The organism is Gilliamella sp. X-60 (genome assembly GCF_057063585.1).
Map to the genome: position 1 here is coordinate 59,480 of NZ_JBXSQJ010000003.1, position 18,183 is coordinate 77,662.

The 18,183-nt window shown below is 37.8% G+C and carries 14 protein-coding genes; 8 read left to right on the forward strand and 6 right to left on the reverse strand.

Features of this window, described 5'->3' with window-relative positions; genetic code table 11:
- The first annotated feature begins 5 nt into the window (after positions 1-5).
- From ACYIAM_RS02460 to ACYIAM_RS02470, 3 genes are all read left to right on the forward strand, one after another.
- A complete protein-coding gene (locus ACYIAM_RS02460) occupies positions 6-791 on the forward strand; it encodes a YchF/TatD family DNA exonuclease (protein ID WP_483747120.1) in 786 nt (261 codons plus the stop codon).
- Positions 781-1,893 carry a ribosomal protein uL16 3-hydroxylase gene (locus ACYIAM_RS02465; protein ID WP_483747121.1) on the forward strand — a complete coding sequence of 371 codons (1,113 nt, stop codon included), beginning with the start codon at positions 781-783 and terminating at the stop codon, positions 1,891-1,893. Before ACYIAM_RS02460 ends, ACYIAM_RS02465 begins: the two co-directional genes overlap by 11 nt.
- 185 nt (positions 1,894-2,078) lie before the next feature.
- Entirely contained in the window at positions 2,079-3,320 is a 1,242-nt protein-coding gene (locus ACYIAM_RS02470) for an MFS transporter (RefSeq protein WP_174795943.1), read from the forward strand.
- Positions 3,321-3,398: 78 nt separating this feature from the next.
- On the opposite strand, the gene ACYIAM_RS02475 is transcribed toward ACYIAM_RS02470, so the two are convergent.
- The 4 genes from ACYIAM_RS02475 to ACYIAM_RS02490 form a co-directional block, all read right to left on the reverse strand.
- Entirely contained in the window at positions 3,399-3,842 is a 444-nt protein-coding gene (locus ACYIAM_RS02475) for a hypothetical protein (protein WP_483747122.1), read from the reverse strand.
- Positions 3,843-4,032: 190 nt separating this feature from the next.
- Complete coding sequence (locus tag ACYIAM_RS02480) at positions 4,033-4,560, reverse strand: protein K (protein WP_483747123.1); 528 nt, start codon at positions 4,558-4,560, stop codon at positions 4,033-4,035.
- A gap of 228 nt (positions 4,561-4,788) precedes the next feature.
- Positions 4,789-5,448 carry a hypothetical protein gene (locus ACYIAM_RS02485; protein WP_483747124.1) on the reverse strand — a complete coding sequence of 220 codons (660 nt, stop codon included), beginning with the start codon at positions 5,446-5,448 and terminating at the stop codon, positions 4,789-4,791.
- Between the two features lie 118 nt (positions 5,449-5,566).
- Positions 5,567-6,457, reverse strand: a complete 891-nt coding sequence (locus tag ACYIAM_RS02490) for an SDR family oxidoreductase (protein WP_483747209.1) — start codon at positions 6,455-6,457, stop codon at positions 5,567-5,569.
- A 1,757-nt stretch (positions 6,458-8,214) separates the two neighbouring features.
- Between ACYIAM_RS02490 and ilvG the strand changes: the two genes are divergently transcribed.
- From ilvG to ilvA, 5 genes are all read left to right on the forward strand, one after another.
- Positions 8,215-9,891: an acetolactate synthase 2 catalytic subunit gene (gene ilvG / locus ACYIAM_RS02495; RefSeq protein ID WP_483747125.1), complete on the forward strand. Its 1,677-nt coding sequence runs from the start codon at positions 8,215-8,217 to the stop codon at positions 9,889-9,891.
- 3 nt (positions 9,892-9,894) lie between these two features.
- Positions 9,895-10,125: an acetolactate synthase 2 small subunit gene (gene ilvM / locus ACYIAM_RS02500; RefSeq protein WP_160431106.1), complete on the forward strand. Its 231-nt coding sequence runs from the start codon at positions 9,895-9,897 to the stop codon at positions 10,123-10,125.
- Between the two features lie 134 nt (positions 10,126-10,259).
- Positions 10,260-11,189, forward strand: a complete 930-nt coding sequence (locus ACYIAM_RS02505) for a branched-chain amino acid transaminase (protein WP_483747126.1) — start codon at positions 10,260-10,262, stop codon at positions 11,187-11,189.
- Between the two features lie 118 nt (positions 11,190-11,307).
- The gene (gene ilvD, locus ACYIAM_RS02510) at positions 11,308-13,158 is read left to right on the forward strand and encodes a dihydroxy-acid dehydratase (RefSeq protein WP_483747127.1); all 1,851 of its coding nucleotides are present in this window, start codon (positions 11,308-11,310) and stop codon (positions 13,156-13,158) included.
- A 1-nt stretch (position 13,159) separates the two neighbouring features.
- The gene (ilvA, locus tag ACYIAM_RS02515; RefSeq protein WP_483747128.1) at positions 13,160-14,695 is read left to right on the forward strand and encodes a threonine ammonia-lyase, biosynthetic; all 1,536 of its coding nucleotides are present in this window, start codon (positions 13,160-13,162) and stop codon (positions 14,693-14,695) included.
- Positions 14,696-15,637: 942 nt separating this feature from the next.
- Here ilvA and ACYIAM_RS02520 read toward each other — a convergent pair.
- Positions 15,638-16,528: a hypothetical protein gene (locus ACYIAM_RS02520; RefSeq protein ID WP_483747129.1), complete on the reverse strand. Its 891-nt coding sequence runs from the start codon at positions 16,526-16,528 to the stop codon at positions 15,638-15,640.
- Between the two features lie 695 nt (positions 16,529-17,223).
- Positions 17,224-18,117 carry a hypothetical protein gene (locus ACYIAM_RS02525; protein ID WP_483747130.1) on the reverse strand — a complete coding sequence of 298 codons (894 nt, stop codon included), beginning with the start codon at positions 18,115-18,117 and terminating at the stop codon, positions 17,224-17,226.
- Between the last annotated feature and the right edge of the window lie 66 nt (positions 18,118-18,183).

The window sequence follows — 18,183 nt, forward strand, 5'->3', positions numbered from 1 at the left end:
TTTTTATGTTTTTAATTGACTCTCACTGCCATTTAGATAGTTTAGACCTTAGTGCTAAATCTATCAAAGATGTTTTACAAGAAGCTTCCAAAAACGACGTTAAACATTGCCTAAGCGTGGCAACAACGCTGTCGGGCTATGAAACCATGAAACAAAAGCTTACACCTTATCAAAAACAATGCTCTTTTTCTTGTGGAATTCACCCACTTAACCTTGATGACGAAATATACGATGCCGAGCGCTTTCAAAACTTAGCCCAAGAAGATAACGTCATAGCACTAGGTGAAACTGGTCTTGACTATTATTACCAACAAGATAATTTTGAGCAACAACAAGAGAATTTTAAAGAACATATTCGATTAGGTCGAAAATTAAGTAAACCCGTCATTGTCCATACACGTAATGCCAAAGAAGATACCTTAAAAATCTTAAAAGATGAGCATGTTCATTCAGGCGTGTTGCACTGTTTTACAGAAGATATCGAAACAGCAAAACAACTATTAGATATCGGTTTTTATATCTCATTTTCAGGAATAATCACCTTTAAAAATGCCGAAGCTCTACGAGAAGTTGCCAAATATGTACCGCTTGATCGTATCTTGGTCGAAACCGACTCACCTTACCTTGCTCCCGTTCCATACCGAGGCAAAGAAAACCAACCCGCTTATGTTCGCGAAGTGGCACAATATTTATCCGCTTTAAAAGGTGTCTGTTTAGAAGAGATAGCACAAAAGACTACATCTAACTTTTGTCAATTATTCAATCTTCAAGGAAAATTAAATGAATTATAAGTTAGCTATTGATTGGGATGATTTTTTAACAAACTATTGGCAAAAAAAACCGGTAATCCTACGCAAAGCATTTGCAGATTTTATTGATCCCATTACACCAGACGAACTAGCGGGTTTAGCGATGGAAGAAGAAATCGATAGCCGAATTGTTTCTAATAAAGATGGTGTTTGGGATGCTAGATTTGGGCCATTTGCTCAATATGATAACTTAGGCGAAGATCATTGGAGTTTGCTAGTACAAGCTGTTGATCACTGGCACGAACAAGCTGCCACACTACTTGAGCCTTTTAAATGCATGCCACAATGGCAATTTGATGATCTAATGATTTCTTACGCAACACAAGGTGCTGGCGTTGGGCCGCATATCGATAATTATGATGTGTTTATCATTCAAGGCATGGGCAGCAGACGTTGGCAAGTTGGCGATCGTAACCAACATTATAAACAATTTAATGCACACAAAGCATTATTGCATGTTGAAGAATATCAACCCATCATTGACGAAGAAATCACTGCTGGAGACATCTTATACATTCCACTAGGTTGCCCACATAATGGCACATCCATTGGTGAATCACTCAGTTATTCTGTTGGTTTTATGACACGAACCTCACAAGAGTTATTAAGTAGCTTTGCAGATTATGTCATTGATAATCTGCCAAATGGTATTTATTATCAAGATCCAAATTTAAAACGACCTAAAGATCCATACCAAGTTCAGCCTTATGAACTAACAAAACTACAAGATCAAATCATCGATTTAATCAAAAAACCTGAGTTATTTAACGATTGGTTCGGTAAACACATTACACTACCAATGCACGATTTAAATATTGTGCCAGTTGAACCACCATACGATTATAACGAATTTGAATCACTGCTAAAAACTGGAGAAAAACTACACCGAGTACAGAGTATTCGAATCCTTAAGGTGGGCGATTGTGGCTACATCCATGGCGAACAAATTAATCTACCTATGCCCGTCATTGATCTTCTTTGTAAAACTGAAACACTCTATTACGAGCAGTTACAAGATAAAAACACACTGCAAGTCATGCACGATTTTGTGAACAAAGGCTATTGGTACTTTGCCGAAGAGTAACATACCATCTCTGCCGATAATAAAATCGGCAGATAAAACGACTATTTAGTGCTTTAAGCTTGGCTTTTTTTAACTTTTAAGGATATACTTGCCCCGCTTTAATTTACCCGCCGTTTAATCAAAAATTAAACATCATAAAATGGAAATTTTAAGTAACTATCTAATTTTAAAAACTAGAGGTATACATGAAAACCGAAGCAAACGCAGCCCTGCAAGCAGAAAGTGAAAGCAAATGCACAACCCCATATCAAAAAAGAACTCTATTTGCATCCACCGTTGGTTACGCACTAGATGGCATGGATATGATGATTTTAGGTGTTTGTTTTAGTCTAATTTCAGTCAGCTTCAACTTAACAAAAACAGATTTAGGCACTTTAACCTCAGTAACCTTACTTGGCGCCGTATTAGGTGGCATTTTATTTGGTATACTTGCCGATAAATATGGTCGAGTAAGAGTCTTTTCATGGACTATTTTAATATTTTCTCTTTTTACTGGATTATGTGCAATTTCACCTAATTACGAATGCTTTTTAATATTTCGCTTTTTAAGTGGACTTGGCCTGGGTGGTGAATTTGGGATAGGAATGACTTTAGTTTCTGAAAGCTGGCCTAAAAATAAACGCTCAAGAGCAACATCTATTGTTGCATTAGGTTTTCAAGTCGGCATTATTTTAGCTGCACTAACCGTCAATTTTATTGGCGAAATTTATGGTTGGCGCTGGGCTTTTGCGATGGGCGTGCTACCTGCGCTATTTGTTGCATGGACACGTAAAGGTCTAAAAGAACCAGAAATCTGGCAAAATCTAAAAGACCAAAATAAAAACAAAATAGCCGTTGGCAAATTATTTAAAAACCCAAGAACCATAGCAACCACAATAGGATTAACCATCGCTTGTGCAGTACAAAACTTCGGTTTTTACGGACTTATGGTTTGGATGCCAAATATGATTGCAACTGAGCTCAAATTGCCATTTAAAAATACCATGTTTTGGACTATTTCAACCACTATAGGTATGTCGTTAGGAATTCTAATTTTTGGTTGGTTATGTGATAAGTTTGGTCGTCGCCCTTCTTATATCTTCTTTTTATTCATCTCGGCCGTTTCAATTTGGTTCTATTTTCATCAAACCGATATGTTTATATTAATTATCTTTGGCTCAGTAATTGGCTTTTTTGTCAATGGCATGATGGGCGGATATGGCGCGCTACTTGCTGAACATTACCCAACAGATGCCCGTTCAAGTGCTGAAAATATTATTTTCAATGTCGGGCGAGGCATTGCCGGTGTATCGCAAGTACTAATTGCTTATTTAGCCACCGTTTACTCAATTAGCTACGCATTAGCTTTACTATCAGCCGCTTATTTATTATCGGCCGCTGCATTTGTCTTTTTAATACCTGAAACAAAAGGCAAAGAGCTCGAATAAAATTACGCAAAAAAACAGGGCAATTGCCCTGTTTTTTATCTCATATAAATTACATCAAAAAACTAAATCAAACTATCTTTAGTTAGCAGTACAAGAAGCTGGCGTCAATTGAACACTAAACAATTTTTCATCATGAATATAGTAATTATGACTAACACCATTTGGAAAGGCATCTTTAAGTTGTTTAACTTGTGCGCTATTACTACAATAAAGTGTTTTTAGACTTTCTGTCGTCATTTTTTGAGTTTCAGGGATTGATACCTCATCTTTTGAACTATTAATTACATATTTATAATTAATTAAATCATTCTCTTTAGTGATATCAATCAAATTGTTTTTTTCATCAACTTTAACTGGAAGCATTTTTTTGGCTTCATTAATAATAGTTTCTTGCAAACGACTAAGTTCAGTGTTTTTTGAAGAATCACTACTTGTTTGATTAGCATTAGATTTTGAATTATCACAACTGCAAAGAACCAAGCTTATCAAAATTGCTGGCACTGTTTTTAAACTTTTCATCATTATTCCTTTAAGTGAATTTTATAAATTACATGTTTACCGCTTATTTAAAGGCGGACGATAAAATTGTAAAATATCAGTGAGAAAAGTACATAAAAACTTTGCAATTTAAAATAAATAACAAATAAAAAAAGGCTTTAATAAGCCTCATTTAGTACCGATGATTTCTACTATTTTTTAAATTGAGTAATAGTTATTTAGAATCACAATCACTCGGTTTCAAATCAAACGACATAATTTTTTCATTGGCAAGATAATAATTATGACTTACTCCATTTGGGAATAAAAGTTTTAACGCTTTAACATTTGGGTCATTACCACAATATAAAGTAACTATCGTGTTTAATACAGATTGCTGATTTTGCTTTAGCAATATCACTTCTTTAGGCATACCTTTAATAATATATTTATAGATAAGTTTATCGTTATCTTTTGATATATCATCGAACATCGTAAATTTATCAACCACAATAGGTAACTTTTCTTTTATACCTGCAACAACCGAATCTTGAGCCAAACTATAATCACTATCTTTTTGATTATTAAATTGTTTGATTTTTTCAGGTGTTGATTGAGCTATAATTTTTATTCCTCTATCAACAACATCCACATTTTCTTGAATATCGGTTTGCTTAGTATCTATAACTTTTGCTTCTGAATTATCAAAACCAAATAATGTTATTGCCATTAACATTACAACTGTTGCTTTAATACCTTTCATATTTATTCCTATCCAAGCTAATTCATGACCACCCGCTATCTTATAAAATACTCATAAAGTTGTAAAAGATAAACTAAAAAATACACAATACTAATAAAAAATTTTAATTATCCGTTAAAAATTAGCAAATGAACAATCTTAAAAAGAATGGCAAAAATAAAAGGGCTTCAAGTAGCCCTTTTATTATGAATAAATTCTAACTATTTGTTAAAGTTAATCCAAATATATCTAGTCATCATCACAATCATTCGGTTTTACATCCACTGAAAAAACTTTATCATCATTGATATAGTAATCATGATTAGCTCCTCGTGGAAATACTAATCTTAGTGTCTTCATACTAGAATCATCACCACAGTAAAAATCTAGCAATTTATTATGTAACTCTTTTTGATTGCTTTCAGCCTGTAATGCATCTTTAGTGCTATTATTCACCACATATTTATAATTAATAGTTTTGTTATCTGTCGATACATCAACTAAAGTTGTGTTCTGATCAATTGTCGCTGGTAATTTTGCTTTAATCGCCTTGATCATCAAATTTTCAGCTACACTATAATTACCTTCTTGTACTTTCTTAAGCATATCTTCTTTTTCAGATTTTGTTTGTTCATACAAATCTTTCGCTTTACCACTAATGGCTGCAGTTGTTTGTTTAGCTTTATCGCTAATCTCAGCACCTATTTCCTTAGCTTTGTCACTAACATCGGCGCTCATTTGCTTAACATTATCGCTCAATTCTGAACCCATTTGCTGGACTTTGTCGCCCATGTCTGAGCTTGTTTGCTCGGCTTTTTGTTTTGTATCATCAACAGTTGATTTTGAATTATCACAATTAACTAAAAAAATTGCTAACACTGCTAAAGTGATCACTTTAAAAAGTTTCATTTTATTGCCCTTTTTGTTTTCTATTTTATATTGTGACGATGATGAATTGATTCATCATCGTCCGTTGATTTTAAAAATTAATAACTTATAACATTAACACCTTTTACCGTCTCAAATATTAATTAATATGCATACCGCCGGTAACACCATAAGTTTCGCCAGTTGTATAGCTTGATTCTTCCGAGGCTAGATGCACATAAACACCAGCAAGTTCAACTGGTTGACCTGCTCGTTGTAATGGTGTTTGTTGACCAAACTCAGGAATAACATCACTTGGTTGACCACCACAAATTTGTAATGGTGTCCAAACTGGACCTGGTGCAACACTATTTACACGAATGCCCTTTGGCGCTAATTGCTTAGCTAAGCCACGAGTAAACGCGATAATAGCTGTTTTAGTTGCAGCATAATCTAATAAATTACCACTAGGTTGATAAGCCTGAACAGACGAAGTTGTAACGATGGTTGAACCTGGTTTTAAATACCCTAAAGCCGCTTTTGTGATCCAAAAAAGCGAAAACACATTAACTTCAAAGGTTTTCTTAATTTGCTCGGTGGTAAGCGCCATAATATCTTCAACTGCAGTTTGCTTACCTGCAACCAATGTCAAATTATCTAATCCACCTAATTTATGGTGTGCTTCATCAACTAATTTTTTACAAAAAGCCTCGTCGCTTAAATCACCAGGAATTAATACGGCTTTGCGCCCAGCAGCTTGAATAACTTTAGCGACTTCTTCCGCATCTTTTTGTTCAACAGGAAGGTAATTTATTGCTACATCGGCCCCCTCTTTAGCATAAGCTATTGCAGCTGCTCGGCCGATGCCTGAATCGCCACCAGTCACAAGCACTTTGCGCCCTTCTAAACGATTATGACCTTGATAGCTTTTTTCCCCACAATCAGGAAGCGGATTCATTTCGCACTGTAAAGCTGGCGCCTCCTGTTTTTGTTTTGGAAATTTATCATGATGATATTTGGTAAGTGGATTATAGATTTGTTTGTTCATAATTTTCTCCTAAGTTAAACATGTATTTGAAAACAAATTCAATATAACTTAAATGAAATCAATTAATAATCACAAAATCCTATTGCTAAGCATATTTTAATCTTTAAAATACCCAATTAATTCAATAAATTATATTTACTGACAACATAAATTAGAATATTCTTTCTTAAAACTTAATCGTATTGTTCAATATCATCCCCAAAATTTAAAAATAAACAACTGAGGCTAATAATTAATAAAGGTGGCTTTCCATGATAGGCTTGGCGAGGTCAGTGAAATTAGTAATGCCTAAGCCATGAGTATTGCATAATCTTGCACCTGATTTAGTGTATCAAATTAAATTTAACTAAGCTAGCGATAACAAATTAAATTATTTTAATTAACATATTGATTTTATATAAAATATTTAAGTTTACTTATTATTAATATCGTAGCGATAGTTAACACCATTAAAAAATCGTTCTTAAGCATGTCTATTTCATCACTACCTTCACTATGCCTCTTTATTAAAGTAGCTATTCCTTTCGGTTTTCCTATTCATTTTAGGTCAAGATGTTTTTGTGAGTGAGTTATTGATTGTTACGATATTTATCGCACGTTTTAACTAATAGATGCTACGAATGCTCAATTAATCACGAAACGGTATAGGATCCTGAATATTTTTTACAAAAATATAATCTAAAAGTAAATACTGCATCTTCATTAAAGTATCTATGGCATTCGGCTTTGCCATTTGTTTGCGGTCAGGTTATTTTTAAGAGTTTTTGATTGATACGATGTTTATCGCACGTTTTAACTAATAGATGCTGCGAATACTCAATTAATCATGAAACGGTATAGGATCCTGAATATTTTTTACAAAAATATAACCTAAAAGTGAATACTACATTTTCATTAAAGTATCTATGGCATTGGGCTTTGCCATTTGTTTGCGGTCAGGTTATTTTTAAGAGTTTTTGATTGATACGATGTTTATCACACGTTTTAACCAATAGATGCTGCGAATGCTCAATTAATCACGAAACGGTATAGGATCCTGAATATTTTTTACAAAAAAAAATTTAACTTTAACCTGACGTTTAATACCACACCTCATGGTTTTATAAGGTTCGTTGTTACTGGTCATGAGAAAGAACACACACCTTCAATCAGGCTTTTTTAGCACGTTATACATGGTCAGCTAACTGACCATAAAGCATTTAGCCAAATCGGTAACAGCTATTTTTTCTTTTTGATATAAGCGTCACATCTCTTGTCTGTAAACGGTGTTAGTTTTGTTTTTTGTATATTCATTACCGCCATTTCTCAAATTACTGTAAACAACACGAACAATTCCTACAGCTACATTATAAAAAATACCAAAATAAATCATTATCCCATAATATTTTTATACTAAAACACCAGCTTTCCTGAAACTTTTTTACAGCTGATTTATTCTACATAACAAAAACGACAAAAAACTATTGCACTTTTTTTTAAAACGAGTATTTTGTTAAAAATAATTTTTAAAAATGACAAAAAAGTTAATTATATCGCATTATGAAATTTTCACTCAAAATCGTCCTCATCAACATTATTGTCAGCGTGGTCATTATTCCAACGCGGGGGCGTTTTTTGAATTAAAAATGTGTTCATACATAAAATCAAAAACCCCCGCTCCCCAAAAAGCGGGGGTTTTTTTATGAATATTTTTTACAAACAGCTTATAAGCAATGTTTTATAAACAGTAAATGAATAAAATAAGAACAAGTGAGGAATAAATGTTAGGAACACAGTGGATAGTAAAAACCTTAAAAGAAAAAGGCGTTACCACCGTTTTTGGATATCCCGGTGGACAAATTATGCCTCTATATGATGCGCTTTATGATGGTGGAATTGAGCATGTACTTTGTCGTCACGAACAAGGTGCTGCAATGGCTGCAATCGGCTATGCTCGTGCAACCGGAAAAACTGGCGTTTGTATTGCCACATCAGGCCCAGGTGCTACAAATATTATTACAGGGCTTGCCGACGCGTTAATTGATTCAGTACCTATTGTTGCCATTACAGGACAAGTGCCAACCAAACTTATTGGTACTGACGCCTTTCAAGAAGTGGATGTATTAGGATTATCACTAGCCTGCACCAAACACAGTTATTTAATTGACGATGCAAAAGACTTGCCCAATACCTTAGAGCAAGCATTTAACTTAGCCTACTCGGGTAGGCCAGGACCAATATTGATTGATGTGCCCAAAGATATACAGCTTGCAAATCTTGACTATCAACAATATTTTACGCCATCCTCATTAAAAACCGCACAAGATAACAATCAACTATACCCAATCTTGCCTGATGATATAAAACAAGCCAAAGAAATGATCGCCCAAGCCCAAAAACCGATACTTTATATTGGTGGTGGTGTTGGGCTTTCTGGTGCCATATCCGAGCTAAGAGACTTTATGGCCTTAACACACATTCCAAGTGTATCAACCTTAAAAGGACTTGGTGTTGCCGATTTGAATAATCCTTATTACTTAGGATTAATTGGTATGCACGGCGCCAAAGCCGCCAATTTAGCCGTACAAGAGTGTGATTTATTAATTGCCTTAGGTGTTCGATTTGATGATAGAGTGACCGGCAATCTTAATGAATTTGCGCGACATGCTAAAGTGCTTCATATAGATATTGATCAGGCCGAAATCAACAAATTACGCCAAACCCATTTAGGATTACAAGGTGATATAAAGCAAGTTTTACCACAACTAAATCAAACGGTTTCGATTCAAGAGTGGCATAAAAAAGTTAATCAATTAAAAGCAGAGCACCCAACTCGTTACGATCATCCTGGCGAAGCTATCTACGCACCGGCTTTATTAAAAACTATCTCAGAAAAAAAATCAGCAACTACAATTATTACTACCGATGTTGGACAACACCAAATGTGGACAGCCCAGCATATGCGCTTTACTCACCCGCAAAACTTCATTACATCAAGTGGACTTGGCACAATGGGATTTGGTTTACCGGCTGCAGTTGGCGCACAAATGGCAAGGCCTAATGACTGTGTGATTTGTGTATCGGGTGATGGATCTTTTATGATGAATGTCCAAGAACTCACCACCATTAAACGTAAAAAACTACCCATAAAAATCGTATTAATAGATAACCAACGTCTAGGCATGGTTCGCCAATGGCAAGAGTTATTTTTTAATGAAAGATACAGCGAAACAAATCTATCAGACAACCCCGACTTTTTAATGTTAGCCAACGCGTTTGACATACCGGGGCAAAGCATCAGCAAAAAATCACAAATTGATACAGCGCTTGATAACCTATTTAACTCAACAGGCGCTTACCTGTTACATGTCTGCATAGATGAATTAGAAAACGTATGGCCACTGGTACCTCCTGGGGCAGCAAACGAAAACATGCTAGATAAAAGTTGCAAGGAGTAAGTGATGAACGAACAAGCGCAATATCAATTGACCATAAGGGCTTATGACAAATTGGGATCACTTGAACGTATATTACGAGTTATCCGGCATCGAGGTGGGCATATTCAATCATTGCAAATGCAAACAATTGAAAATAATGTACTGACTATGACATTAATATTAACCACCGAAAGACCACTATCGACACTACAAAATCAAGTAGCAAAATTAGAAGATGTCATAGCGGTTGAATAATAATTTTTACAAACAACTTATTTTTAAATAATAAGTTAAATAAACAAGTATAGTGTAATGCTTGACCGTTAAAGCGAAAATACCTAAAGCAAAGTACTTACTTAGCAAATTGAAAAAATAAAGAGGAAAACAACATGAGTTCTACAGCAAAATCGGATTATATTTGGTTTAATGGCGAAATGGTTCCATGGGCAGATGCCAAAGTACACGTCATGTCACACGCCTTACATTATGGCACATCGGTATTTGAAGGTGTCCGTTGTTATAACACACACAAAGGACCGGCTATATTTCGTCATAAAGAACATGCACAACGATTATTAAACTCTGCCAAGATTTATCGTTTTCCTGTACCTTATTCGCTTGAAGAAATCATGGAAGCCACACGCCAAACAATCAAGAAAAACAAATTAGAAAGCGCCTATATTCGGCCATTAGTCTTTATTGGCGATGTAGGTATGGGCGTAAACCCGCGTGAGGGTTATAAAACCGATGTCATGATTGCCGCATTCCCATGGGGTGCCTATTTAGGCGACGAAGCCTTAGATCAAGGTATTGATGCCATGGTCTCTTCTTGGCATCGCGTGGCATCTAACACTATTCCTGCTGCGGCTAAAGCGGGCGGTAACTATTTATCGTCATTATTAATTGGATCTGAAGCGCGCGCTAACGGCTTCCAAGAAGGCATTGCGTTAGATGTGCATGGTCACCTATCTGAAGGTGCTGGCGAAAACCTATTTATTATTAAAGACGGTATTTTATATACCCCTACTTTATCGTCATCGGCTCTACCGGGCATTACACGTGATGCAGTATTAACGCTAGCGCGTGATATGGGTATTGAAGTACGTGAACAAACGCTATCACGTGAATCACTTTATTTAGCCGATGAAGTATTTATGACTGGTACCGCAGCCGAAATTACCCCAGTGCGTAGTGTTGATCGCATCCAAGTTGGCATTGGTCGCTGTGGCCCAATCACTAAACAAATTCAACAAACATTCTTTGGCTTATTTAATGGTAAAACCGAAGATAAATACGGTTGGTTAGATCTGATCAAATAAAAAGAAAAATCAAAATCCGCCAACTCACTTGGCGGATAACATTTTCATTTAATGATTGATTTTAAAGAACAACAGACCGTTAAACACGGTCACTTGCATAAAAAATTGGGAGCAAGAAATGCCTAAATATCGTTCAGCAACGTCAGTCGAAGGCCGAAACATGGCTGGCGCCCGCGCATTATGGCGTGCAACTGGCGTAAAAAATGAAGACTTTGGTAAACCCATCATTGCGGTGGTTAACTCATTTACGCAATTCGTACCGGGACATGTCCATTTAAAAGACATTGGTCAACTGGTTGCCAAACAAATTGAAGCATCGGGTGGTATTGCCAAAGAATTTAACACCATCGCCGTTGATGACGGCATCGCCATGGGGCATGGTGGTATGCTGTACTCATTACCATCGCGTGAACTCATTGCTGATTCTGTTGAATATATGGTTAACGCGCATTGTGCCGATGCTATGATCTGCATCTCAAACTGCGACAAAATCACCCCCGGCATGTTAATGGCTTCTCTTCGTTTAAATATTCCAACCATATTTGTATCTGGTGGGCCAATGGAAGCGGGTAAAACCAAACTTTCTGATCAAATTATTAAATTAGATCTGGTCGATGCCATGATCCAAAGTGCTAACCCAAATGTCAGTGACGAAGATAGCAAAGCGATTGAAGAATCCGCTTGCCCTACTTGTGGATCTTGCTCTGGCATGTTTACCGCCAATTCCATGAACTGCTTAACCGAGGCATTAGGTCTTTCACTGCCGGGCAATGGCTCATTAGTTGCTACCCACAAACAACGTGAACAACTCTTTTTAAACGCCGCAAAGCGCATTGTTGAGATCACAAAACGCTATTACGAACATGATGATGCTTCGTATCTACCACGCTCAATTGCCACTAAAGCCGCTTACGAAAATGCCATGTCACTTGACATTGCTATGGGTGGTTCAACCAATACGGTACTGCATTTACTTGCCACAGCGCAGGAAGGCGAAATCGACTTCACCATGTCTGATATCGACAGACTATCACGTAAAGTGCCACATTTATGTAAAGTCGCACCGAGTACTCAGTTATATCATATGGAGGATGTACACCGTGCTGGTGGCGTTGTCGCCATTATGTCTGAATTGGACAAAGCGGGTTTACTCAATCGCAATGTTCATAATGTACTTGGTCTTTCATTAGAACAAACCTTGGCAAAATATGATATCAGGCAAACGGATGACGAAGCGGTCAAAAAAATGTATCGCAGTGGACCTGCTGGCATTCGCACTACCAAGGCGTTCTCGCAAGATTGCTATTGGGATTCACTTGACGATGACCGTGTAAATGGTTGTATTCGCGATAAAGCTCACGCCTATAGTCAAGACGGCGGGCTTGCAACACTCTATGGCAACGTAGCCCTTGATGGCGCAATTGTTAAAACCGCAGGCGTTGCTGCTGAAAATTTAATTTTCCAAGGCCCAGCCAAAGTATTTGAAAGCCAAGAAGATGCTGTTGAGGCCATTTTAGGGGGCAAGGTTGTGGCTGGTGATGTAGTTGTTATTATTTACGAAGGTCCAAAAGGTGGCCCCGGTATGCAAGAAATGCTCTACCCAACAAGCTACCTAAAATCAATGGGGCTTGGCAAAGCCTGCGCTCTGATCACCGATGGCAGATTTTCGGGCGGATCTTCGGGCTTATCTATTGGCCATATCTCACCCGAAGCCGCAAATGGCGGTATTATTGGTCTTGTGCGCAATGGAGATATTATTGATATTGATATTCCAAATCGCAAATTAGTATTAAAAGTCCCTGATGACGAACTTGAACGCCGCCGCGTAGCCGAACTTGCCCGTGGCGACAAAGCCTTTACTCCTCATAATCGCGATCGCTATGTCTCTTATGCACTAAAAGCTTACGCAAGTTTAGCAACAAGTGCAGATAAAGGTGCCGTTCGTGATAAAAGCAAACTAGGTGGTTAACGTGAAACAACAAAATAACAAGCTCACTGGTGCTGATTACTTAAAAGCAACACTCTGTAGCGCCGTATACGACGTGGCCGAAGTCACCCCGTTAGAAAAGATGGAAAAAATCTCGACACGATTAAACAACCAAATTTTTGTCAAGCGCGAAGACCGCCAACTCGTCCACAGTTTCAAAATCCGTGGTGCCCAAGCAATGATAGCTAGTCTAAATGAAGACGAACGTAAATGTGGCGTTATTGCCGCATCGGCTGGCAACCATGCGCAAGGAGTGGCTTTTTCGGCTACAAAATTAGGCATCAGTTCTTTAATCGTCATGCCACTAACAACGGCCGATATCAAAGTTGAAGCAGTCAAAAGCTTTGGTGGCGAAGTACTCCTTTATGGCGCCAATTTTGACGAAGCCAAAGCGAAAGCCATGGAACTGGCAAAAGAGCAAAAACGCATCTTTATTCCACCGTTTGATCACCCGCTTGTGATTGCTGGGCAAGGCAGTATTGCCATGGAATTATTACAACAAAATGCCAAACTCGATCGTATTTTTGTGCCGGTCGGCGGGGGCGGGCTTGCTGCGGGTGTGGCGGTATTAATCAAACAAATCATGCCATCAATCAAAGTCATTGCCGTTGAACCTGCTGATGCCGCTTGCTTAAAAGCTGCATTAGATGCTGGGCATCCTGTTGATTTAGAGCATGTTGGACTCTTTGCCGAAGGCGTAGCTGTCAAACGAATTGGCGAGGAAACTTTCAGGCTTTGTCAGCAATATATTGATGATATTATTACCGTTGATAGCGACGAAATTTGCGCCGCAGTGAAAGACTTATTTGATGATGTGCGAGCCATTGCTGAACCCTCTGGTGCTGTTGCATTAGCGGGTTTAAAAAAATACGTTGAACAACACAATATTTGTGGCGAAAACCTTGCCCATATATTATCTGGCGCCAATCTAAACTTCCATAACTTACGTTATGTGTCTGAACGGTGCGAACTCGGTGAAAAACGCGAAGTCCTGCTAGCAGTCACTATCCCTGAAAAAAAAGGCAGTTTTTTAACATTTTGTCAGCTTCTAGGTGGGCGTTCGGTAACCGAATTTAATTATCGTTATCATGATGATAAATCCGCTTGTATTTTTGTAGGGATTAAAATGTCTCAAAGTAATGAGAAAGATGAAATCATACAAGAATTAAGTGCAACAGGTTATTCGGTTGTGGATCTAACCGAAGACGAAATGGCAAAACTACATGTACGCTATATGATTGGTGGCAAGCCTTGCAAACCAATACAAGAGCAAGTATACAGCTTTGAATTCCCAGAATCGCAAGGGGCTTTGCTTAAATTTTTACAAACATTAGGCACTAATTGGAATATTTCAATGTTCCATTACCGTAGCCATGGCACCGATTATGGACGTGTACTTGCCGCGTTTGAAATCAACCAAGCAACCATTAGCCAGTTTAACCAACACCTAACCGAGCTGGGTTATGGTTTTCATAACGAAACGCATAATCCATCGCTCAAGTTGTTTTTAACTAATTAAGTGTCATAATTACTCGCGTTGTTTATCGTAATTTGAAAAACAACTGTAAAGCATCGACATAACGCCATATCCCATACAAGCGATATGGCGTTATATCATAAAAAAATCCTCATCACCAATTTGGCTAACCGCTTGATGGTCATTCGTCCAACCATTTATTGCACTGAAAGACTTCATTAAACATTAAATCACACGACGCAATTACATATAAACAACATAATTTTTCAGGTGAATTGCGTGTTTACTATGGGCATTTACATAACTATTCACTTTTTAGACCATATTTTTTTGTAAAAAATATTCAGGATTCTATACCGTTTGGTGATGAACTGAGACGTTGCCGTCTCTTATTTGTTAAAACATGTGCTCACCACCGTATCAATTAAAAATTCACCACACTGGCAGCCCTAAAATAAATGGGTAAGTCGAAAGTGTGACAAGTACTTTAATAAAGTATGTACCATAATCAGCAAATATTCGAAGATTCAAAAGATAGCAAGCTAAAAATTTAAGCGATTTCAGGCAAAACGTCTTATGCGTTTTTAGAAGATTATTTTCATCACCAAGTTAAAGCAACCCGAGGTTTTCCTACATATGAGGGATTTAAATAGTGTTTTTTTATCAAAAAAATAATTAAATAAAATCAATATCTTTTCTGATTTTTTTGCCTAATATTGAGTTCTTGTTTTGGAGGGTGGCGTGGATTGGCTAAAGTGGTTTCGGTCATTTGCTGTTTAAATGTTCAAAATAGCTATAGTGACCACATCTGAAACCTTGCCACACTAAAATAGACTATGGTTTTCAGTCATTAAAACTCAAGACTCTCAGGCTTTGCCTGCTCAGCGCCCCAACTTACGCGGGTGCTTTATTCTTTGTTATATTATCCTCTCAAGCACCATAACCACCCCCGCGACCTAAGGATTAAGAAATAAACGCTAAAAGCTAAGGTGCGGTGCAAAGGCCATAGCGGGAGTTGCTGGCAAAGAGGCTGGTGAAGTAGCCGTCGTCCGAGAAGACATCGAACTGGCCGCTATCTGTTGCGTCGCTCGTCCAGAAGAAGCTGCGGACGAAGCCCGCATCAGTGTAGAAGTTCATGCTGCCCCACTCCGTGAAAAAGCCAGCGCCTATGTGACGCTTGTAATGATTACCTGATGAACTAGGTGTTGCACCTAAATTATTATAGTTTGAATTGGTTAAATCTCTTACCCGTGGCATTCGATAACCCAAACTATTACACCATGCTAACTGGTCACTATAAGTTTTCAATTGACCACCACGATTGACGAACCACTGCCTTAATACAAATCCATATTTTACTACCTCACCGCCATATATATCTCTACCCACTAACTCAAACGTCTGCGGTAACCATGGCTTAGCTATTCGACTAGGATTCGGATTATCCCATTGATTGCTTGCCTCTGGACCTGTTAGCCTAACACGTGCTACAACTTGTCCCTTATCCTCACCAGGAACCCACCATTCACGAGCTACAACATTTGTCACTGTCGCAGTGATTCCCTCATGCGTGACTGGTTCCCATGTCAATTGTTCTACATCTCCAGTTATGAGTAAATCAAAATATAAATTATGCGCACCCGTGGTCGGGAAATTTAGATTGTATGATTCAGGATTGATTGATTGAACTAAGAAGCCTTTACTAGGATTCCATATGTCAACTGGGCCTGCATATCTGCCGTTACCCCAATATAGAGTCGGCCTTACATAATCAATAACTGCAACTACCGTTGAAGGTAAAATTATCGCATCACTACGATTATCCGCTCGAGCTATTTTACCATTCAATGCCTGTAAATTCGATGAAGATGACAATAATAACAATGCTAATACTAGCAAAGCTGTTTTAGGTGATTTGAGCGATAATTTCGAAGATATAAATAAGTTTTGTGTAAAAACTCGTCGAATAGGATTATTTGATAAATTTAAGACATAGGTTTGCCAGTGCTTGTGCCTTGTGCCTTGTGCCTAAAATGATAATGCATTATGGCTCACCTGTCAAGTAAATTGTTGTTTTATTTATCTTTTCCGTGTTCTTTCGCTTATTAAATAATCCGTTTTTAAATTGATCAAAGTATAACCATTAAAAAAAAGCTTGGCTAGTTTTTTTTGGGGGATTTTTGGTAAAAATTATTTAGGTGTGACTTCGATTCAGTTTTACGGAAAGATTTAAAGTATTGAAATTTATTGTTTTTATATAAAAAACAATAAAATAAAATCAATATTTTTTCTGACAAGTTTTTGCCTGATATTGAGTTTTTGTTTTGGTGGCTGAAGTGGATTTCAGTCATTTGCTGTTTAGATATTCAAAATAGCTATAGTGACCACATCCAAAACCCTACCACACTAAAATAGATTATGGTTTCAATCATTAAAACTCAGGACTCGCAGGCTTTGCCTGCTCAGCGCCCCAACTGGGTGGGGGCTTCATGCTTTGTTATGTTTTCCGCTATTTGCACCATAAGCCCCCCCCTGCTGCGCCATAAGGATTAAGAAATAAACGCTAAAAACTAAGGAGTAACGCACATAGCATAGTGGATACCTCGTACAATGTCGATGCCGACGTAGCCATCGTACGAGGCGACAATGAGATCACCATGCTTATAACTACCATCTTTTACTGGCATACCATCACTCGTCCAGTAGCTATAGTAAAGGTACGCTCTACTGTAGCGGTTCATGGGGCTCCACTCCGTGAATAATCCAGAGCCAAGTCGTCTCTGGTAATGATTACCACTTGATGATGGTGTAGCACCAAAACGTCCTGCTCTAGCATTAGTCAGATCCCTGACCTGTGGCAAACGATAACCTATACTACTACACCAAGATTGTTGCTCGGGTAGGCGTTTTAATGCCTCCCCCCGAGTCACGAACCACTTTTGCAATACAAACCCATATTTGAGTATCTCATTACCGCCACTATCTCTACCCACTAACTCAAAGGTCTGCGGTAAATTTGGCTTAGCAATTAAACCGGGATAAGGATTAAACCATTCATTTTTTGCCTCTGGACCTTTTAGAAAAACACGATACACGACATTGCATTTGCGATCACATCCTGTTATTAGCCTCACTGTAGCTGTAATTCCCTCATGCGTGACTGGTGCCCATGTTAATTGACTTGCTTCTCCCTCTATGATTAAATCAAAATATAATTCATGAGCCCCAGTAGTTGGAAAATTAAGCGCGTATGATGCTGGATTGGTTGATTGAACTAGAAATCCATTATCAGGATCCCACATGTCCGCAGGACCCGCAAATTCGCCAATGCCGTAGTCATGATCAAAATTAACCCCATCCGACTTTGCGAATTTGATTTCTCCCCATTGTGACGGTGGCAGCATTATGGCATCACTGCGATTTACTCCTCGACTATTTTGACCCGATAATGCTTGTGAATTCAACGAAAACGACAATAATGATAGGAGTATCAACGCCAATGGGATTTTTGGGGATAGCTTTGATAATAA

Coding starts and splice junctions, on each gene's coding strand:
- ACYIAM_RS02460 (WP_483747120.1), top strand. CDS start 6: ATGTTTTTAATTGACTCTCACTGCCATTTAGATAGTTTAGACCTTAGT.
- ACYIAM_RS02465 (WP_483747121.1), top strand. CDS start 781: ATGAATTATAAGTTAGCTATTGATTGGGATGATTTTTTAACAAACTAT.
- ACYIAM_RS02470 (WP_174795943.1), top strand. CDS start 2,079: ATGAAAACCGAAGCAAACGCAGCCCTGCAAGCAGAAAGTGAAAGCAAA.
- ACYIAM_RS02475 (WP_483747122.1), bottom strand. CDS start 3,842: ATGATGAAAAGTTTAAAAACAGTGCCAGCAATTTTGATAAGCTTGGTT.
- ACYIAM_RS02480 (WP_483747123.1), bottom strand. CDS start 4,560: ATGAAAGGTATTAAAGCAACAGTTGTAATGTTAATGGCAATAACATTA.
- ACYIAM_RS02485 (WP_483747124.1), bottom strand. CDS start 5,448: ATGAAACTTTTTAAAGTGATCACTTTAGCAGTGTTAGCAATTTTTTTA.
- ilvG (WP_483747125.1), top strand. CDS start 8,215: ATGTTAGGAACACAGTGGATAGTAAAAACCTTAAAAGAAAAAGGCGTT.
- ilvM (WP_160431106.1), top strand. CDS start 9,895: ATGAACGAACAAGCGCAATATCAATTGACCATAAGGGCTTATGACAAA.
- ACYIAM_RS02505 (WP_483747126.1), top strand. CDS start 10,260: ATGAGTTCTACAGCAAAATCGGATTATATTTGGTTTAATGGCGAAATG.
- ilvD (WP_483747127.1), top strand. CDS start 11,308: ATGCCTAAATATCGTTCAGCAACGTCAGTCGAAGGCCGAAACATGGCT.